This is a genomic window from Streptococcus oralis, from assembly GCF_026782375.1.
GTDB lineage: Bacteria > Bacillota > Bacilli > Lactobacillales > Streptococcaceae > Streptococcus > Streptococcus oralis_CL.
Map to the genome: position 1 here is coordinate 566,857 of NZ_JAKUWJ010000001.1, position 21,798 is coordinate 588,654.

The window sequence follows — 21,798 nt, forward strand, 5'->3', positions numbered from 1 at the left end:
CATTCGCTAATCATGCAGCTAGTAATCGTTGACTTAGCTATATTATACTACATAAGTCAAAAAAAGACTGCACGAATCACCCATTCATTACAGTCTTTTTAATCCTATTTTTATTGAATGACGAAACCTTTAGGCAAAATCACCAGTTGCTGGTCCAATTCTTGGCAATGACTGGCTAGCGCTACAGAATCACGGTCTACAAGATAGTTTTCACTTGATTGGTTAAAAATAGCTTGGACTTTGTGTCCATCATAATTCCATGCTAAAGATACCACATCTGACTTGATTTCTTTCAGTCTATAGGTCCCATGCTGGATTATATATGCGACACTCTTGCGAAGCAGAATCAATTCCTTTATGAAATGAAGCATCTCATTACTGTCGGATACACGTTCCCAAGGCATGACACGACGACAATCTGGGTCTGGTCCTCCGTCTAATTCTAACTCAGTTCCATAGTAGAAACACGGTGTCCCCCTTTGTAAAAAGAGGCAGGCAAGGGCAGACTTAACAAGTTGGCTATCTCCCTTGGCAGTAGCTAAAATGCGCTCCGTATCGTGCGAATCCAAGAGATTGAACATCACTTCCGAAATTTGCTGTCTATAGTACATAGACTGGCTATTGATCTCATCGATAAATTGATGGGACTTCTTAACCCCACGCAAGAAATAATCCTTGATACTGTCAGAGAGTGGATAGTTCATGACTGCGTGAAATTCATCGCCATTTAGCCAAGGCTGTGAAGTATGCCAGACTTCTCCAAGAATATAAAGGTCAGGCTTTTTAGCCAAGACAGCCTTCCGGAAATCTCGCCAAAATTGGTGATCGACTTCATTAGCCACATCTAAACGCCAAGCATCGATATCAAACTCTTCAATCCAGTAGGTCGCAACGCTTAGTAAATAGTCCCTTACTTGAGGATTTGCCGTATTGAGCTTGGGCATATAGCTGGCAAAGGCAAAGGTATGATAAGGGAGCTTTCTTGGATTCCCCAGCTTATCCTTGGTCACTGGGAACTCTTGAACATGGAACCAGTCTTTGTAAACAGAATCTTCACCATGCTTGAGGACATCCTGCCATTGTGGAGACTGATCCCCAATGTGATTGAAAACAGCGTCAAGCATGATTTTCATCCCTCTCTGATGGGCCTCCTCCACCAGTTTACGAAAAGTTCCCTTATCACCAAAATGACGGTCAATTTCGAAATAATCCGTCGTATTGTACTTGTGATTGCTTGGAGATTCAAAGATAGGACAGAGATAAAGTCCTGTAATCCCTAAGTCTTGCAAGTAATCCAGATGGTCAATAATACCTTGTAAATCACCGCCAAAGAAATCGCTCGTCTTTGGTTTGATAGAGAAATCCCAAGCTAGCGCACCTTCAGGTGAAATCTCAGGATTGCCATTAGCAAAACGTTCTGGGAAAATCTGATACCAAACTGTATTTGCCACCCAGTCAGGAACATGGCAAGCATCAATTTCATGGATATAAGGAATTTTAAAACCATTTCCTTCGTAATGAAGATTTTCTAGCGTATTTTCAACACATCCTTTATCGCCATATAAGATACTCTGACCTTGCTTATCCTTGAGTTCAAAGAGATACTGGAGTCGCGCATAGCCGACCGTAACCTCCACTTGCCAGTAATCAAACAAAGCATCGGAGGTAACTTTGGTCATCTTCTTGATTGCTTCATAACGATCCTCTATAAAGATAAACGGATCTCCATAATGTAAGTTCATGCTTTCAATATCATCTTTCTTGGTCCGAATACGAATGTGCATTGTCTTGTCTTTATAAAGATAAGCATACTCCGACTCTGGTCTGTGGTAAATGGCTGTTAATTCCATTGTTCTGTCTCCTAGTTTACTTTTATTCATCTCATTGCGCAAACGTTTTCATTATTGTGATTCTAGTATACTACTTTCGTATTTTATTTGCAAGGTTTGTTCGTAGTTTCGGGCGGTTTGGTTCTATAAATAAAAAAGCAGCCAGTCTTACAACTAGCTACTTTTCAAATGATGATTTACAAATGTCTTTCCAGCCACACAATTTTTTTAAAATCCTTATTGTTATTGTGTTCATTTCGATAGGAATCTTGGGAAGAAGCCTTGTAAATACTTAAATACTGTTCTAGGTTTGGAACACGAAATGTGATGTTTTCAAGATGAATCAGCTCTATATCCGATTCCGATACCCCTGCAAAATCAGGTAAAGAATCGATACTTCCAAACTCAACACTCAGACCATCCTTTTGGAATTCATGCTCATGAATATCTATCAAGGTATAGCCTAAGCGATTCATCACTTCCATTATCTTGTCCCAGTCATAAATCCGGAGATGATCAGGTGCTTCCCAACCTCTAGGGTCGCCAGGCACATGAATGTCAATGTCAGATGGCCCCCATTCTTCATTTGATCGGTATTCAAACCCCAAAGACCCCATGAGCGTGGGAGTGATTCCGACTTGGTTTAAATGAGAACAAATTGTTCGAAATTCATCAAATAGAGAATCCATTCCTCCTCCAATCGTTGATATAAAATCGATTTCGTTGTGAAAGAAAAACTAATTTTTACCTTCTACTCTTTCGGTTTCGAAAATACTTCTACTCGCTGAGCTAGGACTTTGATTTCTACAGGTAGGTTATCGGATTTATCTCCGTCAACATCTGACTCCAATTCACTATCTGAAGAGATCTTAATATTACGCGCTCTGATATACTCAATATTATCATTGCCGACAACATCTCCTTTTAGTAAGTCAGGAATGACGGATAATTTTGAGAATATAGAAGCATCTTTTAGAATCAAAATATTGGCATAGCCATCTTTGTCTTCTTCAAAGATTTTCTTATCAGCGAAGTAATTTGTCAAGAGAACCAAAACATGACTAGCTTCACCAACATAATTTCCATTTTCTGTCTCAATCTTAATGTTAAAGACCTGATCCGTCATGACAGACTTCATTGTATTTACAGCATAGGCAAGGATACCAAATTTTGTCTTGTCCTCGATTTCAACATTGTGAATCGCCTCAGGCAGAGAACCGATACTAAAGATATAACCAAAATAGTTATCATTCGCTTTACCAATATCAATCTTGTTGGTTAAGTTAAAATCGAGTTCATCTATCGCGCCATCGATGTCTTGATTGATTTCCAAAAGTTTCGTAATGAGGTTACCAGTACCGCCAGGGATAATCCCTAACTTAGGAATGTAGTCTCTCTCAGCAATACCTGAAATAACTTCATTGACAGTCCCGTCTCCACCAAAAACAACCACTGCATCGTACTCCTCACGAGACGCTTCCTCAGCAAAGTGTGTTGCGTCTAAGGCTTTTTCGGTAATTTTGGTTTCCACCTGCTCAAAATAATCTTTGGCTTTACTCTCCAGCTTTTCTTTATAATCCAAAGCCTTCTCCCCACCAGAGGTAGGGTTGATAATTAACATTGCTTTTTTCATTGATAGTACTCCTTAATTTTTAAATAGAAATGTTAGTGTAACTACATCAGTCATTACATATAATGCTATTATATAATGAAATCTCAAAAAATAGTAATCAGACGTACCGGAGATTAATATAATTTTATTCTATTTTCCCATCACCTAATTACATCCTTTAAGGATTCATCCAAATCAGAATAAGCTTTATCCTTTATCCAATAAGGAATACCATAAGCTGCCTCTGCCACCAAGTGAGATGGCGTTTCTACTTACAATAGTCTTTTATTCTATCAGCATATTCGGTCAAAAGATTCTTTGAATAAATTTTTTCATTTTTTGAATTTTTAACTTCTTTCCAAAGAATAGAAGCAACTTTTAACTTGTTTGAGTAGTTACGACTATTTTCATCAGCACAGAAGTCCTTTAAAAATTGGTTCCATTGACAAACCGAATGGTCATACTTAGCATAATCTGAATTTCCATCATAAACTTTTAGCATATCTTGGATTGTAAAACTAAAATCATTTTCTCTTTTTACTTTTCTCCAAGCTGTAGCCATATCGGCAGTAAACTTAAAGGGTGAAACATCTGTTAAAGTTGAGAAATATTCTCTAAAGTGTGCATTAAAGGAGAATCCACATTCAAGTAAGGGCGTGTCCAAGGTAACGACTTCTACTTGTTTCTTCTTACTTTTTATTGATGATTTTTTAATCAAATTCCCCTTGAAGTACTGCTCAATAATATCATTGAGTTCCTGTTTTGTACCTCTATATTCAAGTCCTAATGACCTGCATATCTGTGAAAGTTCATCACGATACCAGTAATATTTATTAAATTCATCAAAGGATGAGATTTTATCAAACTCAGGTCTGCTCTCTATCAATATAACACCTCCTTAAAAACAGTTTAGGTTGTCATCTCAAAATAATGGAGTTTTAGTTTCTTTATTTTGAGGATTAGCTACGTTTCACTAACAAACTCACACACTCAGCGGTTCGGACTTACCGTATCATCCGTGAAAAAACAATCCTCACAAAATAAAGGAAAATCCTTCGTTTTGATATTATTACATTCGTAAACTGAACCTACAATATCTCCAACTATTGCTCCTAGCATGGTATTCCTCCTTATGGCATATCAGATTCGTTACACATTTCTAATGAGTCACTCTTTAAAAATGGCACCACCAAATCAATCCACTCATAAGGCAGGTAAGCTGATAAATAGCCGTGGTTATAGCCCTTTGCTTCATACAAAATTGTATTTGAATGTAGCTGATGAAATAATTTCGCTGATTCTTTCACACAGTTCAATTCTTTTTCACCATAGATATACAGAACCTGAGCCTTGCTAGCAGAAATCATATCTTTCAGCTTGTAACATCCCATATAGTTTTTGTAAATGGTCACCAATGTTTTGATAGGCGTCCTTGGCAAATCCTCCAAATAATAAGCTTTTATTTCCTCTGGAAAAGCCAGTTTAGGATAGAGTTTGTTCATCATGCTGAACTGAAGTTTGCAAGAGAATTTATTGAACATCAGTTTACCAAATAGAGACACTAGAAAGATGCTGATTTTAGCTAACCTTGGTTGAGGAATACAGAGGCTTCCATCTATGATGGCCTTCTCAGCAATTTCACTGTCTAAAGACAAAAGTTCCATGGCAATTTGACCACCAAGTGAAACACCACCGATTGCAAACAATTTCCCACCACAGTTTGCTTTGATATAGTCTAGAATCTCCAAAGCAGAATCTTCAGTAGAAACATAATCAAGTTGATATTCTTCGCCGTGGCCATTCAAGGTGGGTAGAATGACACGATACTTCTCTGACAAGATCCGTGCTTGACGAAGATAATTCCACCAAGAACTGCCACCACCATGTATCAGTAAAATAGGAGGCAAATTCTTATCACCAAATTCATGGAATTTCATGTTTAAACTCCTTACTGTAGGACTTTCACTAGATAAATACTTGTTAAATCAGTTTGAACAAGCAGTGATACCACATCGAATTGAAATTCACTAACATTGATCATCTAAATACATCAATCATTACTTTCGATAATAGTTATACTGATCAAAAATTTAAAATATTTTTTCCTTACTAATTCTGTTACTTGCCAATATAGTATAGATTAAATAAACAATAAAAATGATAATAAAAATAAAATTAATTTTTAACACAAAATAGAGATTTAACAAATTTGCGAACGCATGAAATAATATACAGTATCCCACAGATTTGGTTTGGCGGTAAAGAAGTCCTAAAACAAAACTTAAAAATAATGTATATATAAAAAATAAAATAAAAGGAAATCCTTGATGACTTTCTCCAACTATAAACCATAAAGGCAGATGCCATATTCCCCAAATTGATCCTACAATCAAATTAGATTGCCAATAAGTATATTTTTTATCAAGTAACGGTTGTAATATTCCTCTCCATCCTAATTCTTCATGTCCACCACCAAAAAAAATTAGTTGTATAAAGAATAATGGCATCAGATAAATTGATACTCCGTTTAATTCTAAGGAAGATACAGAAAATAGTATCAAAATTGCTAACATATGATAAATGAAATAAATACTACTATTTTCTATCTTATTAAATAAAAAATGTTTAAATTTTATATTATTACTTTTTAAATAAAATCCACTTGCAATAGCTGGTCCAAGTGCACCAACTATATGTAATATTCTACCTATAATCGTTTCCAATCCCAAAATATAAGATTGAGTAAAGATGGCAAGAAGCCCCCAAGCTATATAAGTAATTCCAAATGTACAATAAAGATAATTTTTTAAATTCTTTTTGTCAATTTCTGTCATTTTTTTCTTCCTAATCTTGATTATTTTATGAATAATATTTTTACTGCTTCTTAGTTGCTATCGATTATAACTACCTATATTCTATCATAAAAACACAAAAAAGCCTTACAATCAAGGCTTTTCACTATTCATTTCGTCAATACTTTAGTTTCGTAGATTCAGATTCGCATGATTAAAACTAGTCAATTTTCTCTATGATGTTTCCAAGTTTATCCAATACAAGACATGAATGATCATTTAGTGGAATTATGGGAACATTAACGAGTTCCTCAGCTATATCCTTATTTGCTTTATCATTCCAGGAATCATAATGGACACTAATTAAAAACTGACTAAAGACTCCTAATCCATTTTTTATCTTTATCTGATGATCTGAATTATCATTAGGTGAGACATAGACTTTTTCTCCTAATAATAGGGCTCCTGAAGAAAATCCTATAACTTTTGCCCCTTTATTAAGCATATGATCGATATAATTTTTGAACTCCTGATTGACATAAGTAGCTATATATTTTTCCATATTTCCTCCACCGATGATGATTAGATCAGCGTCTAAATAGCTATCAAAATCAATCTGCTCAGTGTCCAAAAGTAAGTAATCAGTATTTAGATTAGGAAATTGACTTTGGAAAACTTCCGTGTACTTCTTCATATAGGGTTGCTAATTATCTCGAAAAACTGTAAAAATAACAATTCTTTCAATCTTCCTTGATAATACAATTTTATCAACAATACTATATTTCGTTATTGGGGGATTCCCACCCATCAAAAAAATTTGTTCTTTCAAGTTAACACACTTTCTAAAGATACATAAAGTTTAAACAAGTTTATTCACGTTTCTAAATTATAGTTTCTTCTTAAAATGAATAATTCTATTTGCCTCCTGAAATCCAATATTGAGATGAAATCTTATAGAATCCGTATTCGTTAAAGTACAGTCACTTGCAAATTCCTTACATCCTTTATTTTTCGCCCATTCCTCACATTTTGTACAGAGATTTTTAGCAATATCCTTTAAACGATATTCCTCGTCGACAATAATCCCTTCTAAGAATCCAACAGGACTATATTTACAACCTTCAACATAATCAAATCTGAGTGAACATAGTGCTAGACCTACAATTGTGTCACCTTCAACTTCAGTAAAGATTGTAGTATTTTTGCCATTCGTATATTTTTTTACTTCATCAATAGCTTCTTTATTGGTCAATTGGGGCCATAATTGTTTTATTAGTTTAGCCGTTTTTATAGAATCTTTTGTTATTCCATCCATATTGATGTTCCTCCGAAAATTACAAGCAAATGTTTCGAATCATGCTGTTACTTTGTTACTCATTGATTGATCCCAATACCATCCCCTTCTACTTTTCGACTGTCTCAGATCGGAAGAGCAGAGCCATGCACTCAGCGGTTCGGACTTACCGTATCATTTCGTCGGTTTCCCTCCTCATTCTACGAGTCCTATCCCATGGGCGGAACATCTGCTTCTACTTCGCTGATGCCTCAGCTTGTACAAGCAGTGATACCACCTCAACATGATGCGTTTGTGGGACTCAAAAGGTTTGGTGAACCTTTTGAGGTTTAACTACGTTTCTCTAAATAACTCACACACTCAACGTGATGCGTCTGCGGAAATAAATCCACCGGCTGAACTTTTTTCAATTCATATCCCAACTCTTGGTAGAGTTTGATATCACGCGCCATGGTTGCGACATTACAAGAGATATAGGCGATGCGGTCAGCCCCAATTAGGCTACTTGCTTTGATAAAGCTTTCGGTCAAACCCTTGCGTGGTGGGTCGACCAAGATAACGGTTGGTTGGATACCTTCCTTGAGCCAGTTCTTCATAGCATTTTCAGCAGTATCACAGACATAGTGGGCATTTGTGATATTATTTAATGCAGCATTCTTCTGGCTATTCTCAACTGCTTCTGGAATCACTTCAACACCGTATACTTCTTTAACATGCTTGGCAACGGATAATCCAATCGTTCCAATCCCTGAATAGGCATCGATCACCACATCATCTGCTTTTAACTCCGCAAACTCAATGGCTGTTTGATAGAGTTTCTCCGCCATTTGAGTATTGACTTGGTAGAAAGCTGGGCCAGCGATTTGGAAATCATTTCCCAACATCTGGTCCGTAATATAGTCTTGGCCATAAAGTGTGCGCCATTCTTTCCCAAAAATCGCATTGGTATTCTGGTCATTGATATTCTGCATGACAGAGACAATCTCTGGGAACTGCTTGATGATTTGTTCAATCAATTGCTCCACTCGGAAAATTTTAGGACGTGTAGTCACTAAGATAACCATGATTTGTCCTGAATAGTGACCACGACGCACAACGAGGTTGCGAATCAAGCCAGACTGTTCCTTTTCATCATAAGGTTTCAAATCATAACGACGGAGCAGGTCTCGAAGAGCTACTACAACTTGGTCAATCACCGGATCCTGAATAAAGAAATCTTCGAGTAGCATAAGGTCATGCGAATTCTTACGGAAAAAGCCAGTTTCCAAGACACCATTCACTCGACGAACGGGCACCTGCGCCTTATTGCGATATTTGACTGGATGTTCCATACCTAGTGTCTCAGCGACCTCTACATTTCTAATGCCAGCAATTTTGTAGAGACTATCCTTGACTTGCTTGCTTTTAAACTTGAGCTGCTCTGGATAGGCAAGATGCCCCAAATCAGCGATACCTGAGCGTAGATAAGCTAGGTCAAGGTCTTGGTTACGATGTGGAGAGTAAGTAAGGTATTCTTCAACTTTCCCATAGCCAATCTTTTTATTGACTTTAAGGACTCGCATGAGGATTTTCTCAGTTGGTAGAGCATTCTCTACAAAGAAAACCAAACCTTCTACCTTGGCCACCCCAGCACCTTCATGGGTCAAATCAACAATTTCAACTTCAACAATATCATTTTTCTTTAACATATTTTTCACTTTCTATCGGCCGACAAAAAAGACGGCAACATTTCTGTTACCATCTATTATATCATGAAATGACCTAAGCACCAAAACTCTTGAAGAAGTTGACAATGGCTTGCCAAAGAGAGCTAAAGAAGTTGCCCCCCTCTTCTAGCGCTTTATTGGCATCAAAGTTGAGGTTGATATTTTTAAAGCTATCTCCAGCTTGGGATACAATGCTTTCCTTGAGGTCATTTAGGGTTTTAGTGAAGTCAGCATTGTTCAAAATATCACTCTTTGAGAGGTTAAGTGCAAAATTGATGATGATATTGACCTGGTTTCCTGTTATAACCTGATCGAGTTTGTAGTTTTTTAGTGTGTCTTCAACGATTTTGCGGACATCTTCTTCTGTCAGATTTCCTTTGGCTTCTTTTGCCTTTGCTATTCCTGCCTTGATATCTGCCATGGCCGCATTTAGCTTATTGGCATCGTAACCTGACTTGTCCTTATTTTCAGCATTGATATCGGACAAGGCTTTTAGCTCCTCTTGAGCTAGATCTTTATTGGCTTGCGGAACTTTAGCACCATTGGCCTCTAACGAGTAGTAAATCCCAGCAAGAGCGCTCTCACCTGTAACTGGAATAGGAGCTGCAACTGTGATTTTGGCATGCTCCACTCCCAGCGTCACTGCTGCGTTACGGTACATATCCTGCGTCACCTTGGTGATGTTTTCAGGCGTTTCAATCTTGACCTCTAGAGGTGATTTGTCACCCAGCTTTTGAATTTTAGCCGACGAATAGAGCTGTAGACTAGCATCATTAGCCACATTCATAATTTTCGAATAGATATCAGGTGTCATGGTTTTGATATCTTTGGTGTCTTTTGATGCGTCATAGCCAAGTTTGCTAAGAGTTTGGTTTTTCTGGTCTTCAGATAGAGAAGAACCTAGGACATATTCTGGTTGTACATAGGTTTCATCGATTACTTTTTGAACATCGGTTGCTGCGTGGACACTCGTCATAGCTATTGCGGCCCACAATACTGCAGCACTTGTTAGAAAGAATTTCTTTCTCATGGGATATTCCCTCCTTTACCTTTCTAGGGTAATAAAACAATCTTAAAGAAAGCTTATAGTGAAAAACACCTGGTCAAACCAGATGTTTAGAAGAAATTAAAGAATTTCATGATGTAGAGATTAAAGCGTACCTGTCTCGAGTAGTAATAATTTCCTCCATTTTCATAGAGTTCTGCACCATGAAAGATAGAAATTGGGTTGATGTAGGTGTAGGTCTTCCCAGTGGTATTTCCAAGGATAGGAGCAACCGTTTCTCGGGAGTAACGCTTGGCTAGGGCCAGAGTATTTTCCTTGCCATTCTGAGCGATAAAGTCGATATAGGCAGGTCCAAAATTATAGGCTTGAACGGCGGTCCAGACATCTACTCCTTTGCTCTGTGCCAAATAGAGATTATCTGTTAGTGTCTGTATCCCTTGGCGAATACTAGAGGCATCGTCTTTGATGGTATTGGTAGCGCCACTAGCAGACTCACTAGACTGCATGACATCCCGCTCTTTTCCCTTCGTTTCGGTATAAATCATGGCGAGCACCAACTCTTCATTGGCTGGGGTATCTCTTTCACTCAAGATTTCTCGAACCATGGGTTGGTAGGTCATGACTTGTTTAACATCCTGATGGATATGATAAGCTTTATATCCTGCAAAAAGGAAGACTGCTAGCACAAGCACTCTTCTTATAAATTTAAACATTATTTACTTTGAATATCCTCGATATTTTTAATTAAGATAGAATAGGTTCCATTGTCATTTTGGATAAACTCGACCGATTCCGCATCTTGGTATACATTGTTGGGAACGATGAGCTCGATTCCATTTGACAAGGAGAGTTTTTGGTTTTCAAATTTCTTGAGCTGACGACTGGCATCAATTTCATCGAACTGGACTGGTTCTGGTACGGCTTCCTTGACTTGGTCGATAAAGCTCAAACGAGCTGTCAGATTGTTGTCAAAAAGGTCATTAGCCAATTTCTCAGGAGACAACTCATTGTTTTCTTCAAGATTGTTGAAAATCGCTGATTTGACCTTAGATTGAAATTGAAAATCATCTGTGTTAAAGGACTCTGCAATTCTCTGAGCCGTTTTTTCCAGTTCCTTGATGGATTTTTTTGGCGAAATCTTAGGGGCAACAGCTAGGAGATTTTCTGAAAAATAATTCAAGAAAGTCCCATTATACTTGATTCGTTTTTCAATCAGATGGTACTTGCGACTCTGTAGATTAACCACCAAGGCCTCGTCAGCTCCCGTTCCAAATCCAGGAAGGTTATTCTGAGTTAGCTTGATTGGGTTATCAACTTCTCCACCAAGGTGGGTCAAGGTCTCACGTAGAGCAATTCGCAAGAAAGCAAAATGTTCAACGCCTTCTTTAGAAAACTGAACAAAAACCAAGTCATTGGTCTTGAGATTTTCAGAAATGCTAAACTCCTCTTTCCAGAGATTAGCCAGTGTTACTGATGTCTCCAACAAATCATCTGTGATGTGATTGAAGAAGGGATTTTCTTCTTCGAAAATCCCAGTCTTAGCTTCATCTGAATACACACGTTCGATTTTTTTGCGCAGGTATTCTTCGATTTTTGGAGTGATATTGAGAAACTTATCCGCTAGAAACAACTCAGTATCATCTGGGCTGAACTGATGGATAATAGCTTTCTTAATATAAATGTCCATAAAAGTATTAGTCCTCGTATAGTGGGATGGCATCTGTCAACGCTTTGACTTCACTTCTCACTTCTTCTAAGACAGCTTCATTTTCTGCATTCTTAAGGGTTTTAATGATGAGTTCAGCAACTTTACGGCTTTCTTCTTCACCAAATCCACGTGCAGTGATGGCTGCAGATCCGATACGAATCCCACTTGTCTTGAATGGTGACAAGGTTTCATATGGGATTGAGTTTTTATTTAGGGTAATATTGACTTCATCCAGCAAGTTTTGAGCAACTTTTCCGTTTTCTACAACCTTAGTCACATCCACTAGGAAGAGATGATTTTCAGTACCACCAGAAATGATACGGAAATCAGGGTCTTGCAAGAAGACTTCAACCATAGCCTTGCTGTTTTTGATGACATTAGCAGCATATTCCTTGAAGGCTGGATCCAAAACTTCTTTGAAGGAAACTGCCTTAGCAGCGACAACATGCTCCAAAGGACCACCCTGAATACCAGGGAAAATAGCTGAGTTGATTTTCTTAGCTAGGTCTTCATCATTTGTCAAAATCAAACCACCACGAGGTCCACGAAGAGTTTTGTGGGTCGTTGTTGTAGTGATATGAGCGTATGGCACTGGGCTTGGATGAAGTCCAGCTGCAACCAAACCAGCGATATGGGCCATATCGACCATGAGCTTAGCACCAACGGCATCTGCGATTTCACGGAATTTTGAGAAGTCGATAATTTGAGAATAGGCTGAAGCACCCGCTACAATTAATTTTGGTTTTATTTCTTGGGCTTGTTTCAAGATAGCATCAAAGTCCAAGAGTTCCGTTTCAGGATCAACACTGTAAGAAACAAAGTTGTAGGTTTGACCAGAGAAGCTAACTGGAGCTCCGTGGGTCAAGTGTCCACCTGCTGCCAAATCCATCCCCATAACGGTATCACCTGGCTCAATCAAGGCCATGTAAGCCGCACAGTTGGCTTGGCTTCCTGAGTGAGGTTGGACATTGGCGAATTTAGCACCAAAAATTTCTTTTGCACGTTCAATAGCTAGAGTTTCTACCACGTCTACTACATCGGTTCCACCATAATAACGGCGTCCTGGGTAACCCTCGGCATATTTGTTTGTCAAGATAGACCCTTGAGCTGCCATAACAGCCTTGGAAACCACGTTTTCCGAAGCAATCAACTCGATATTGTTTTGTTGGCGTTCTTCTTCTTTGGCAATAGCATTCCATAGATCAGCATCGTATGCTTTAAAATCGTCTTTGTCAAAAATCATAGGTCTTCTCCTTTATAGTGTGACTGGTCCTTTAGTTTAAGAAAATAAACTAAAAGATGCGAATAAACCGTTTCTGCACTTTATCACAAGTATAACCAACTTTTTCATAAAATGCATGAGCACCCAGACGATGATCGGCAGAATTTAAGCGGATAAACCCATAACCACGTCTTTTTGCTTCTTGATCCAACCCTTGCAGTAAGCTTTTACCGATACCTCGGCCTTGTGCTTGAGGCGAAACTGCTAAAGCTAAGATATTGAATCCTGCTTTGGAATAGAGGGATTCATAAACTTCAGCATGGACATACCCAAGCAAGGTATGGCTGGCTTCATCCTCATAACCAAGTAGGAAATGATGGGAATCCTGAGACAGTCTAGCTAGTTGACTAGCTGTGTCCTCTGGACTAAAAGAATAGCCCAAAGCCTCTTGGTTAATCTCACATATAGCATTCACATCTGTTTCTTGCAAATCTCTTAGCATCTCATTCCTCCTCAAAAGAAATCTCTGGCAACTGTGCAAGAATATCTTCTCGCTTAATCGCCCCTTGGCGTAAGATTTTCACCTTGTCTCCAGACAAATCCAGAATCGTCGAATCCTGTCCAGTTAGAAAAGCATCATCCTCCAAACCCAGAACCTCTTGGTCAAAATCCTCTAGAATTTGAGCAAAGGTCACTCCACTCGCCTGACCTGAAATATTGGCAGACGGCCCAATCAAAGGACCTGTCTCTCGAATCAAATCAAGTGTAATGGGGTGACTCGGCATCCGAAATCCGACAGTTGCAAGACCAGAGTTGGCCCAATAGGGAACTCGGTCATTGGCTTCGAGGATAATGGTCAAGGGACCCGGTAAAAAGGCCTCTACAATTTTTTCTAGATAAGTTGGCTGATTCTTTGAAAAGTGCAAGATGTCCTCTAGAGAAGCGACATTAAGATTGAGTGCCTTATCTCTGGGACGACGTTTGAGTTGGTAAACATGGTCGACAGCTTTTTCATCTAAGGCCTTAGCAAAGAGACCATAAACTGTCTCGGTAGGTAAAACGACTGCCCCGCCCTTTTCCAACTCTTGTCTAATCCTGTCCATCATCAACTACAACCATCCTATCTTGACCAAATTGGTCCTTGAGTGTTCGTACCCGTTTTTCAGGAAGATGTTTCCTAAAAAGCGCAGGAACACTTTGACCTTGTTTGTATCCAATTTCAAGGTAAATCTTACCACCATCTGTGAGATAGTCTTTTGCATCTTCCGCAATTCTGCGGTAAATAGCTAGGCCATCCTCATCTGCAAAGAGAGCTAGATGAGGTTCTGAATGCAAAACATTCAAACCAACCTCTGACTCATCTTCACGAGAGATATAGGGTGGATTGGATACAATTATATCATATTTTTCAGAAATTTCTGCAAAACAATCAGATTTTTTAAAAAATATATTAAGATTTTGATTGCTAGCATTCTCTGATGCAAGCTCTAAGGCGGCTTGGGAAATATCTGCTGCTGTCACTGACCAATCTGGTCTGTTTTTAGCTAATCCAAGAGCTATGGCGCCACTTCCAGTCCCGATATCTAGGACCTTAAGATTTTCCTCAGGATTTTCTGTGAGGATGAGTTCCACCAACTCTTCTGTTTCTGGACGAGGAATCAAAACTCGCTCATCCACTTTTAACTGCATTCCAAAGAAATCTGCGTGACCAATGATGTACTGCGCCGGTTTGTGAGCCACTAACTGCTGGTAAATTTCCTCTACAAATTGTTTTTCTTCCTCTGTTACTTCTTGCTGGAGGGCAAAGACGAAATCTGTAAAAGAGAGTTTTTTCAGGCTACGATAGACAAAAGAGAGGCTTTCTGCTTCCTCTCCTTGTCTTATCAATTCTTCTTCAAAATCTGAAAATAATTGAGCTAATTTCATTATTTGTTTAATTCTTCTAATTTTTGTGTTTGGTCATAAAGAACCAAGGCATCTACAACTTCATCCAATTTACCTGACAAGATGGTATCTAGTTTTTGGAGGGTCAAGCCAATACGGTGGTCTGTAACACGGTTTTGTGGGAAATTGTAAGTACGGATCCGTTCTGAACGGTCACCAGTACCGATAGTTGACTTACGCTCAGCGTCTTGCTCATCTTGGGCAATCTGTGCAAAATGGTCAGCCACACGCGCACGGATGATTTTCATGGCCTTCTCACGGTTCTTCTGCTGGGTACGTTCTTCCTGCATCTCAACCTTGATATTGGTCGGCAAGTGAACAATACGAACGGCAGTCGCAACCTTATTGACGTTCTGACCACCAGCACCAGATGCGTGGTAGATATCAACACGAAGGTCTTTTGGATCAATATCGTACTCTACTTCTTCTACTTCTGGCATGACAAGAACTGTCGCTGTTGAGGTGTGGACACGGCCTTGGCTCTCTGTCACAGGGACACGTTGCACACGGTGGGCACCTGATTCGTACTTAAGCTTAGAGTATACAGACTGACCAGAAACCATGGCAACCACTTCTTTGAAACCACCGACACCATTCATAGAAGCTTCCATGACTTCAAAGCGCCAGCCTTGGGCTTCCGCATACTTTTGGTACATGGTTAGCAAGTCTCCAGCAAAAAGTGCTGCTTCGTCACCACCAGCCGCTCCACGAATTTCAAGGATGATGTTCTTGTCATCGTTTGGATCCTTTGGAAGAAGCAAGATTTTTAGTTTTTCTTCGTATTCTTCTTTTTCAGCCTTGGCATCCTTGAGCTCTTGCTTGGCCATTTCTTCCAAGTCCGCATCTCCGCCTGATTCTTTAATCATCTCTTCTGCATCAATGATGTTTTGGAGGACTTGTTTGTACTCACGGTAGGCTGTTACCGTATCACGAGTAGAAGCCTCTTCTTTTGAGAGCTCCATGAAACGCTTGGTGTCAGAAACCACATCCGGGTCACTAAGCAACTCTCCTAACTCTTCATAACGGTCTTCTACAGCTTGTAGTTGATCATAGATGTTCATTTTTCTTCATTCTCCTTATTGATTTCAGGGGCAAAATAATGTTTACGGCAAACCGAGATATAGGTTTCATTACCACCTATCTGGATTTGTTCACCTTCATATGTGGGTTTCCCATCTAGCGTTCGTAGTACCATGGTCGCCTTTTTCTTACAATACTGGCAGATGGTTTTGATCTCATCAATCTTGTCTGCTAGTAACAATAGATGTCTAGATCCTTCAAAAAGTTCATTACGAAAGTCGTTCTTTAAACCAAATGCCATAACAGGTATGTCTAACTCATCGACAACACGCGCTAGGTCGTAAACATGGTGACGCTTTAAAAATTGGGCTTCATCGACCAAAACACAGTAGGGCTTTTCAGGTAAATCTCGAATAAATCCAAAAATATCCGTAGTATCATCGATAGCAACTGCTGGTCTTTTCATCCCAATCCGACTTGAAACATAGCCAACACCATCTCTTGTATCAAGAGCTGAAGTCATGATGACAACACTTTTACCTTGCTCCTCATAGTTATAGGCTACTTTAAGAATCTCAATGGTCTTTCCTGAATTCATAGTCCCATAACGATAATACAACTGTGCCATGCTTCTATTTCACGTCCATTTCTAAATTTTTGCTACATTCTAGTATACCATATTTTCTCAAAGCTTTAAATGCCAAAATATGGTAAAATAAAAGAAATCATTTAGTGAGTGGAGGAAACTATTATGCCATTTGTACGCATCGATTTATTTGAAGGACGCACGCTAGAGCAAAAGAAAGCCTTAGCTAAGGAAGTAACTGAAGCTGTGGTACGTAACACTGGTGCACCACAATCTGCTGTTCACGTTATTATTAACGATATGCCAGAAGGAGCTTACTTCCCGCAAGGGGAAATGCGCACTAAGTAAAGCTTAAGCAATCTGCTTAGGCTTTTCTTTATAAGTGGCATTCGTTGAATAAATAACTTTATTTTGTTACAATTTTAAGAGATATTAGTAAATAAAAGACTTCATTTTTAAAAAGGAATTAACATGATTACACGTGAATTTGATACCATTGCTGCAATTTCCACACCTCTCGGAGAAGGAGCCATTGGTATTGTCCGCTTGAGCGGAACAGACAGTTTTGCCATTGCGCAAAAGATTTTTAAAGGCAAAGACTTGAGTAAGGTTGCCAGCCACACACTGAACTACGGCCACATTGTTGACCATTTGACTGGTAAGGTTATGGACGAGGTTATGGTTGGGGTTATGAAATCTCCAAAGACCTTCACTCGCGAGGACATTATCGAGATTAACACCCACGGTGGGATTGCCGTCACCAATGAAATTCTCCAGCTAGCTATCCGTGAAGGAGCTCGGTTAGCAGAACCTGGTGAATTTACCAAACGGGCCTTTCTAAATGGTCGTGTGGACTTGACACAGGCTGAGGCGGTGATGGACATCATCCGTGCCAAGACAGATAAAGCCATGAACATTGCAGTCAAACAATTGGACGGTTCCCTTTCTGATCTCATTAACAATACTCGGCAAGAAATCCTCAATACGCTTGCCCAAGTTGAGGTCAATATTGACTATCCTGAGTACGACGATGTTGAAGAAGCCACTACTGCAGTTGTCCGTGAGAAAACTATGGAGTTTGAACATTTGCTAACCAATCTCCTTAAAACAGCTCGTCGCGGTAAAATCCTTCGCGAAGGAATTTCAACAGCTATCATCGGCCGCCCCAACGTTGGAAAATCTAGCCTTCTCAATAACCTCTTGCGTGAAGACAAGGCTATCGTGACCGATATCGCTGGTACTACACGTGATGTCATTGAAGAATACGTCAATATCAACGGTGTTCCCCTTAAATTGATAGATACAGCTGGAATCCGTGAAACAGATGACATCGTCGAACAAATCGGTGTTGAGCGTTCCAAAAAAGCCCTCAAGGAAGCTGACTTGGTTCTACTGGTGCTCAATGCCAGTGAACCTCTGACTGCCCAAGACAGACAGCTTCTTGAAATCAGCCAGGATACCAACCGCATTATTCTTCTTAACAAAACTGACCTGCCAGAAGCGATTGAAACTTCTGAACTTCCAGAAGATGTCATTCGTATTTCAGTTCTTAAAAATCAAAATATCGATAAGATTGAAGAGAGAATCAACAACCTCTTCTTTGAAAATGCTGGTTTGGTTGAGCAAGACGCCACTTACTTGTCAAATGCCCGCCACATTTCCTTGATTGAAAAAGCAGTTGAAAGCCTACAAGCAGTTAATGAAGGCCTGGAACTGGGGATGCCAGTTGACCTTCTCCAGGTTGACTTAACTCGTACTTGGGAAATTCTCGGAGAAATCACTGGGGATGCTGCTCCAGATGAACTCATCACCCAACTCTTTAGCCAATTCTGTTTAGGAAAATAAGAAATCCATGATCGTTCTTGCGGTCATGGATTTTATTGTCTTTATTAGTAATCTGGTCTTAAGACACCTGTTACAGTTGCTTTAGTTGCTTCGTAGTCGCCATCTACGACAACCTTGATAATGCGTTTGGCATCTTCTTCTGGTGCTGGAACGAGAGGTAGACGAGTTGGTCCAGCTTCAAATCCCATGTAGTTCAGAACTGCCTTAACTGGAGCAGGGCTTGGATAAGAGAAGAGGGCATTGACCTTAGGAATGAACTTGCGCTGAATAGCTGCTGCTTTCTTCATATCGCTTTCTGCAATGGCAGTGAGCATCTCGTGCATCTCATCTCCATTTGTATGGGAGGCAACAGAAATAACCCCATCCGCACCAAGGTTCATGGCATGGAAGGCATCTCCATCTTCACCTGTATAAATCAAGAATTCTTCTGGCTTGTGCTCAATCAAGTAAGCCATATTGGCCAAGCTGGTACATTCTTTAACACCGATGATATTTGGATGGTCAGCCAAACGAAGCAAGGTTTCTGGAGTTAATTCAACAACTACACGCCCTGGAATGTTATAGATGATAATAGGTAAGTCAGAAGCATCTGCAATCGCTTTAAAGTGCTGATACATTCCTTCTTGAGAAGGTTTGTTGTAGTATGGTACGATAGCAAGTCCAGCAGCGAAGCCACCAAAGTCTGCTACTTCTTTGACAAACTCAATCGAGTCACGCGTATCATTGGTACCTACACCCGCAATCAAAGGAACACGTCCATTAACAATCTTTTGTACAGCCGCAAAGAGTTCCAACTCCTCATCGTGGGTCAAGGTCGGACTCTCAGCAGTCGTTCCAGCTAGAAGAATTCCATCTGTATGATGGGCCAATAAATGCTCAATCAAGGCTGGAATGGCATCAAAGTTGATGGAACCATCCTCATGGAAAGGGGTAATAAAGGCTGTGATGATTTTACACTCTTTTAAATCTTGATAAGACATGAGAAACACCTCTCTATTTCAAAGAAGGAGTTCATCTGAACTCCTAAACGATATGACTATTTTAATTCAAATTTCAACTCAGCTGTTGGACGAACCAATCCACGTTCGTGAAGCGTTTCTGCAATCTGAACTGAGTTCCAGGCAGCACCTTTAAGAAGGTTATCTGAAACAACCCACATATGGATTCCTTTTTCAGCATCTAAGTCTTTACGGATACGACCAACAAAGGTATCACGTGAACCAACTGCATTGATGGCTTGCGGATAGATTTGATGCGCTACGTCATCCTCAAGAACAGCACCTGTAAAGGCTGCGATAGCTGCTTTCACTTCTTCGATTGGAGCCACTTCTTTTGTTTCAATATAAACTGACTCAGAGTGAGCTGACAAAACTGGAATACGAACACAGGTTGCAGACACTGCGATGCTATCATCTTCCATGATTTTCTTCGTTTCCTTGGTCATCTTCATCTCTTCGTAAGTGTAATCATTGTCCGTGAAGACATCGATTTGCGGAAGAGCGTTAAAAGCGATAGGATAGTGTTTCTTGTCACCACCTGAAGGCAAGATTTCTGCATGCAAATCACGTGGATTTACACCGTCATTCAAGACTTCACGAAGTTCACGTTGTGTCTCAAGAATCGCTCCCATACCAGCACCTGAGACCGCTTGGTAAGTTGAAACGATGATACGGTCCAAGCCCCATTTTTGACGAACAGGCTCAAGAGCCACCATCATTTGGATTGTTGAACAGTTAGGGCAGGCAATGATTCCGTTGTGGGCATCAAGTGCATGAGCATTGACCTCTGGAACAACCAAGGGTACATCTGGGTTTTGACGGAAATAAGATGTATTATCCACTACTACCGCTCCAGCTTGAACTGCGTATGGTGCATACTTAGCTGATGTCGAACCACCTGCTGAAAAGAGAGCAATGTCAACTCCTTCAAAAGCAGTTTCAGTCGTTTCTTCAATCGTAATATCTTGGTCTTTAAATTTCAAAGTCTTGCCTGCTGAACGTGCAGAAGCAAGGTAACGAATTTTATCGATTGGAAGTGTTGATTCTTCCAACATTTTTATCATCTGAGCTCCGACAGCACCTGTCGAGCCGACTACAGCAACTGTATATCCCATAAACAACCTCTTTCGGAATTTTCTAAAAATTTCTATAATAGATGTATTATACTACTTTTTCCAGAAATTGAAAAGCATTTTTGGGTTATATTTTCTGAAAATTAAAAATCCCTAGTCATTGACCAGGGACTAAGAGGCATCTTCATGTGATGAGCAGGTTCACACAACTCATCAAGGTCCGCTCCTGCGTTATGACCTCCTTATGCTCAATAGCAGTCCGAAGACTACCTATCGACTCATCGCAGGTTTTATTCTACTATGCTTTGCTGACTTTGTCAAGGCTAATGCGGGGGAAATATAAAAAACTCTCGAAAATCAAGAGTTTTTTTGTCTATCTAATGCTAATTGCCGGGATTGAACCGGCGACCTCATCCTTACCATGGATGCGCTCTGCCAACTGAGCTAAATCAGCTTACCTAAAAAGTATACTATAGTTCTATGCTCTTGTCAAGCGCTCTCTTTTAAATTTCTGAAATGAAAAAAGCTAGATCTATCAAGAATCTAGCTTATAAACTTCTTATTTTGTTAGATCGATTCGCTGTCCTAGTTTTCCGATTAGGATTGCACCAACGATAAGCGATGCAAATTCTCCAATCCCTGTAGAAAACCAAGTAAAGAAGAATGGAGCTTCAGCAACGATATGAAGTTCTGCTGCAATGGTAATCATTGAAATAGAGAAGAGGATTGAAAATAAGAAATGATCTTTTCGAATCAAACCATTGAACAAATAGTCTTTCTTATACTTGCTAAAGAGCCATACACCTAGACTTAGGAAAACTAGGGTAGATCCCCCGCCAACAAAGACATCAATTAGGCCAAAACTAAAGAAATTAGCAATCATACAACCAATCGTCACACCGATGATATATTTAGGATTGTAAAAAGCCAAAAAATTCATCATCTCAGAAATACGGAACTGGTAAGCACCGAAGCTAATAGCATTTAGTGGTGGGGTAATGGTCAAAACCACATAGATAGCAGCAACGATGGCAATATCTGCCATGTCACGAACAGTTAATTTTTTCATGTTTTCTCCTTTGGCGGTTTCCCGCGTAAAATATGCTTGATGAAAGAAGCTAAGCACCAAGGGTTGAGTGAATCAACCTTACCAGTATAGCACA

24 protein-coding genes, 1 tRNA gene, 2 pseudogenes and 1 riboswitch are annotated in these 21,798 nt (G+C 39.6%); of the genes and pseudogenes, 3 read left to right on the forward strand and 24 right to left on the reverse strand.

Going from position 1 to position 21,798, the window contains the following annotated elements:
* Positions 1-110: 110 nt before the first annotated feature.
* The 10 genes and pseudogenes from MK409_RS02830 to aac(6') form a co-directional block, all read right to left on the reverse strand.
* Positions 111-1,850: a glycoside hydrolase family 13 protein gene (locus tag MK409_RS02830; RefSeq protein WP_268705271.1), complete on the reverse strand. Its 1,740-nt coding sequence runs from the start codon at positions 1,848-1,850 to the stop codon at positions 111-113.
* Between the two features lie 176 nt (positions 1,851-2,026).
* On the reverse strand, positions 2,027-2,518 hold the full coding sequence (locus tag MK409_RS02835) for a phosphoribosylanthranilate isomerase (protein WP_268705272.1): 492 nt from the start codon (positions 2,516-2,518) through the stop codon (positions 2,027-2,029).
* A 62-nt stretch (positions 2,519-2,580) separates the two neighbouring features.
* Complete coding sequence (locus MK409_RS02840; protein WP_268705273.1) at positions 2,581-3,462, reverse strand: diacylglycerol/lipid kinase family protein; 882 nt, start codon at positions 3,460-3,462, stop codon at positions 2,581-2,583.
* A gap of 140 nt (positions 3,463-3,602) precedes the next feature.
* A pseudogene (locus MK409_RS02845) lies at positions 3,603-3,692 on the reverse strand (hydrolase); the annotation flags it as partial.
* A gap of 17 nt (positions 3,693-3,709) precedes the next feature.
* Positions 3,710-4,327 carry an SAP domain-containing protein gene (locus MK409_RS02850; RefSeq protein ID WP_268705274.1) on the reverse strand — a complete coding sequence of 206 codons (618 nt, stop codon included), beginning with the start codon at positions 4,325-4,327 and terminating at the stop codon, positions 3,710-3,712.
* Between the two features lie 104 nt (positions 4,328-4,431).
* Positions 4,432-4,560 carry an ADP-ribosylglycohydrolase gene (locus tag MK409_RS02855; protein WP_268703319.1) on the reverse strand — a complete coding sequence of 43 codons (129 nt, stop codon included), beginning with the start codon at positions 4,558-4,560 and terminating at the stop codon, positions 4,432-4,434.
* An 11-nt stretch (positions 4,561-4,571) separates the two neighbouring features.
* Complete coding sequence (locus MK409_RS02860; protein WP_268703320.1) at positions 4,572-5,378, reverse strand: alpha/beta fold hydrolase; 807 nt, start codon at positions 5,376-5,378, stop codon at positions 4,572-4,574.
* A gap of 153 nt (positions 5,379-5,531) precedes the next feature.
* Positions 5,532-6,275 (reverse strand): CPBP family intramembrane glutamic endopeptidase, encoded by a 744-nt coding sequence (locus MK409_RS02865; RefSeq protein ID WP_268705275.1) that lies wholly within the window; start codon positions 6,273-6,275, stop codon positions 5,532-5,534.
* Between the two features lie 178 nt (positions 6,276-6,453).
* Positions 6,454-7,062: pseudogene (locus MK409_RS02870) on the reverse strand (Type 1 glutamine amidotransferase-like domain-containing protein).
* A gap of 57 nt (positions 7,063-7,119) precedes the next feature.
* A complete protein-coding gene (gene aac(6'), locus MK409_RS02875) occupies positions 7,120-7,548 on the reverse strand; it encodes an aminoglycoside 6'-N-acetyltransferase (protein WP_268705276.1) in 429 nt (142 codons plus the stop codon).
* Positions 7,549-7,577: 29 nt separating this feature from the next.
* Between aac(6') and MK409_RS02880 the strand changes: the two genes are divergently transcribed.
* Positions 7,578-7,814: a hypothetical protein gene (locus MK409_RS02880; protein WP_268705277.1), complete on the forward strand. Its 237-nt coding sequence runs from the start codon at positions 7,578-7,580 to the stop codon at positions 7,812-7,814.
* Positions 7,815-7,856: 42 nt separating this feature from the next.
* On the opposite strand, the gene rlmD is transcribed toward MK409_RS02880, so the two are convergent.
* The 10 genes from rlmD to MK409_RS02930 form a co-directional block, all read right to left on the reverse strand.
* Positions 7,857-9,215, reverse strand: coding sequence for a 23S rRNA (uracil(1939)-C(5))-methyltransferase RlmD (gene rlmD, locus MK409_RS02885; RefSeq protein ID WP_268705278.1), 1,359 nt, complete (start codon positions 9,213-9,215; stop codon positions 7,857-7,859).
* Between the two features lie 73 nt (positions 9,216-9,288).
* Positions 9,289-10,263 (reverse strand): DUF1002 domain-containing protein, encoded by a 975-nt coding sequence (locus MK409_RS02890; RefSeq protein WP_268705279.1) that lies wholly within the window; start codon positions 10,261-10,263, stop codon positions 9,289-9,291.
* Positions 10,264-10,349: 86 nt separating this feature from the next.
* Entirely contained in the window at positions 10,350-10,952 is a 603-nt protein-coding gene (locus MK409_RS02895; protein ID WP_002893258.1) for a lysozyme family protein, read from the reverse strand.
* Positions 10,952-11,926, reverse strand: a complete 975-nt coding sequence (locus MK409_RS02900; RefSeq protein ID WP_049505781.1) for a nucleoid-associated protein — start codon at positions 11,924-11,926, stop codon at positions 10,952-10,954. Before MK409_RS02900 ends, MK409_RS02895 begins: the two co-directional genes overlap by 1 nt.
* Positions 11,927-11,933: 7 nt before the next feature.
* A complete protein-coding gene (gene glyA, locus MK409_RS02905; RefSeq protein ID WP_268705280.1) occupies positions 11,934-13,190 on the reverse strand; it encodes a serine hydroxymethyltransferase in 1,257 nt (418 codons plus the stop codon).
* Positions 13,191-13,239: 49 nt separating this feature from the next.
* Positions 13,240-13,671, reverse strand: a complete 432-nt coding sequence (locus MK409_RS02910) for a GNAT family N-acetyltransferase (protein ID WP_268705281.1) — start codon at positions 13,669-13,671, stop codon at positions 13,240-13,242.
* 1 nt (position 13,672) lies between these two features.
* Positions 13,673-14,275: an L-threonylcarbamoyladenylate synthase gene (locus tag MK409_RS02915; protein WP_268705282.1), complete on the reverse strand. Its 603-nt coding sequence runs from the start codon at positions 14,273-14,275 to the stop codon at positions 13,673-13,675.
* The gene (prmC, locus tag MK409_RS02920) at positions 14,259-15,095 is read right to left on the reverse strand and encodes a peptide chain release factor N(5)-glutamine methyltransferase (protein ID WP_268705283.1); all 837 of its coding nucleotides are present in this window, start codon (positions 15,093-15,095) and stop codon (positions 14,259-14,261) included. Before prmC ends, MK409_RS02915 begins: the two co-directional genes overlap by 17 nt.
* A complete protein-coding gene (gene prfA / locus MK409_RS02925) occupies positions 15,095-16,174 on the reverse strand; it encodes a peptide chain release factor 1 (RefSeq protein ID WP_001028810.1) in 1,080 nt (359 codons plus the stop codon). The genes prmC and prfA overlap by 1 nt, the downstream gene beginning before the upstream one ends.
* Entirely contained in the window at positions 16,171-16,761 is a 591-nt protein-coding gene (locus MK409_RS02930; protein ID WP_268705284.1) for a thymidine kinase, read from the reverse strand. The genes prfA and MK409_RS02930 overlap by 4 nt, the downstream gene beginning before the upstream one ends.
* A gap of 123 nt (positions 16,762-16,884) precedes the next feature.
* On the opposite strand from MK409_RS02930, the gene MK409_RS02935 reads away from it, so the two are divergent.
* A complete protein-coding gene (locus MK409_RS02935) occupies positions 16,885-17,067 on the forward strand; it encodes a 4-oxalocrotonate tautomerase (protein ID WP_138700916.1) in 183 nt (60 codons plus the stop codon).
* Between the two features lie 123 nt (positions 17,068-17,190).
* On the forward strand, positions 17,191-18,564 hold the full coding sequence (gene mnmE, locus MK409_RS02940) for a tRNA uridine-5-carboxymethylaminomethyl(34) synthesis GTPase MnmE (protein WP_268705285.1): 1,374 nt from the start codon (positions 17,191-17,193) through the stop codon (positions 18,562-18,564).
* 44 nt (positions 18,565-18,608) lie between these two features.
* Here the strand turns inward: mnmE and dapA are convergent, their stop codons facing one another.
* The 4 genes from dapA to MK409_RS02960 all read right to left on the reverse strand — a co-directional run bounded on the left by dapA (position 18,609) and on the right by MK409_RS02960 (position 21,704).
* Positions 18,609-19,544, reverse strand: a complete 936-nt coding sequence (dapA, locus tag MK409_RS02945; protein WP_084880676.1) for a 4-hydroxy-tetrahydrodipicolinate synthase — start codon at positions 19,542-19,544, stop codon at positions 18,609-18,611.
* 56 nt (positions 19,545-19,600) lie between these two features.
* Positions 19,601-20,677, reverse strand: coding sequence for an aspartate-semialdehyde dehydrogenase (locus MK409_RS02950; RefSeq protein WP_268705286.1), 1,077 nt, complete (start codon positions 20,675-20,677; stop codon positions 19,601-19,603).
* 339 nt (positions 20,678-21,016) lie between these two features.
* A tRNA-Thr gene (locus MK409_RS02955) sits at positions 21,017-21,089 on the reverse strand.
* A 105-nt stretch (positions 21,090-21,194) separates the two neighbouring features.
* Positions 21,195-21,704, reverse strand: coding sequence for a QueT transporter family protein (locus MK409_RS02960; RefSeq protein ID WP_268705287.1), 510 nt, complete (start codon positions 21,702-21,704; stop codon positions 21,195-21,197).
* Positions 21,702-21,798, reverse strand: a riboswitch (PreQ1 riboswitch). Its footprint overlaps the gene before it by 3 nt.

Bases quoted from the DNA above. Each gene is read 5' to 3' on its own strand.
- MK409_RS02830 (WP_268705271.1), bottom strand. From the start codon at position 1,850: ATGGAATTAACAGCCATTTACCACAGACCAGAGTCGGAGTATGCTTAT.
- MK409_RS02835 (WP_268705272.1), bottom strand. From the start codon at position 2,518: ATGGATTCTCTATTTGATGAATTTCGAACAATTTGTTCTCATTTAAAC.
- MK409_RS02840 (WP_268705273.1), bottom strand. From the start codon at position 3,462: ATGAAAAAAGCAATGTTAATTATCAACCCTACCTCTGGTGGGGAGAAG.
- MK409_RS02855 (WP_268703319.1), bottom strand. From the start codon at position 4,560: ATGCTAGGAGCAATAGTTGGAGATATTGTAGGTTCAGTTTACGAATGT.
- MK409_RS02860 (WP_268703320.1), bottom strand. From the start codon at position 5,378: ATGAAATTCCATGAATTTGGTGATAAGAATTTGCCTCCTATTTTACTG.
- MK409_RS02865 (WP_268705275.1), bottom strand. From the start codon at position 6,275: ATGACAGAAATTGACAAAAAGAATTTAAAAAATTATCTTTATTGTACA.
- MK409_RS02880 (WP_268705277.1), top strand. From the start codon at position 7,578: ATGTTTCGAATCATGCTGTTACTTTGTTACTCATTGATTGATCCCAAT.
- rlmD (WP_268705278.1), bottom strand. From the start codon at position 9,215: ATGTTAAAGAAAAATGATATTGTTGAAGTTGAAATTGTTGATTTGACC.
- MK409_RS02890 (WP_268705279.1), bottom strand. From the start codon at position 10,263: ATGAGAAAGAAATTCTTTCTAACAAGTGCTGCAGTATTGTGGGCCGCA.
- MK409_RS02895 (WP_002893258.1), bottom strand. From the start codon at position 10,952: ATGTTTAAATTTATAAGAAGAGTGCTTGTGCTAGCAGTCTTCCTTTTT.
- MK409_RS02900 (WP_049505781.1), bottom strand. From the start codon at position 11,926: ATGGACATTTATATTAAGAAAGCTATTATCCATCAGTTCAGCCCAGAT.
- glyA (WP_268705280.1), bottom strand. From the start codon at position 13,190: ATGATTTTTGACAAAGACGATTTTAAAGCATACGATGCTGATCTATGG.
- MK409_RS02910 (WP_268705281.1), bottom strand. From the start codon at position 13,671: ATGCTAAGAGATTTGCAAGAAACAGATGTGAATGCTATATGTGAGATT.
- MK409_RS02915 (WP_268705282.1), bottom strand. From the start codon at position 14,275: ATGATGGACAGGATTAGACAAGAGTTGGAAAAGGGCGGGGCAGTCGTT.
- prmC (WP_268705283.1), bottom strand. From the start codon at position 15,095: ATGAAATTAGCTCAATTATTTTCAGATTTTGAAGAAGAATTGATAAGA.
- prfA (WP_001028810.1), bottom strand. From the start codon at position 16,174: ATGAACATCTATGATCAACTACAAGCTGTAGAAGACCGTTATGAAGAG.
- MK409_RS02930 (WP_268705284.1), bottom strand. From the start codon at position 16,761: ATGGCACAGTTGTATTATCGTTATGGGACTATGAATTCAGGAAAGACC.
- MK409_RS02935 (WP_138700916.1), top strand. From the start codon at position 16,885: ATGCCATTTGTACGCATCGATTTATTTGAAGGACGCACGCTAGAGCAA.
- mnmE (WP_268705285.1), top strand. From the start codon at position 17,191: ATGATTACACGTGAATTTGATACCATTGCTGCAATTTCCACACCTCTC.
- dapA (WP_084880676.1), bottom strand. From the start codon at position 19,544: ATGTCTTATCAAGATTTAAAAGAGTGTAAAATCATCACAGCCTTTATT.
- MK409_RS02950 (WP_268705286.1), bottom strand. From the start codon at position 20,677: ATGGGATATACAGTTGCTGTAGTCGGCTCGACAGGTGCTGTCGGAGCT.
- MK409_RS02960 (WP_268705287.1), bottom strand. From the start codon at position 21,704: ATGAAAAAATTAACTGTTCGTGACATGGCAGATATTGCCATCGTTGCT.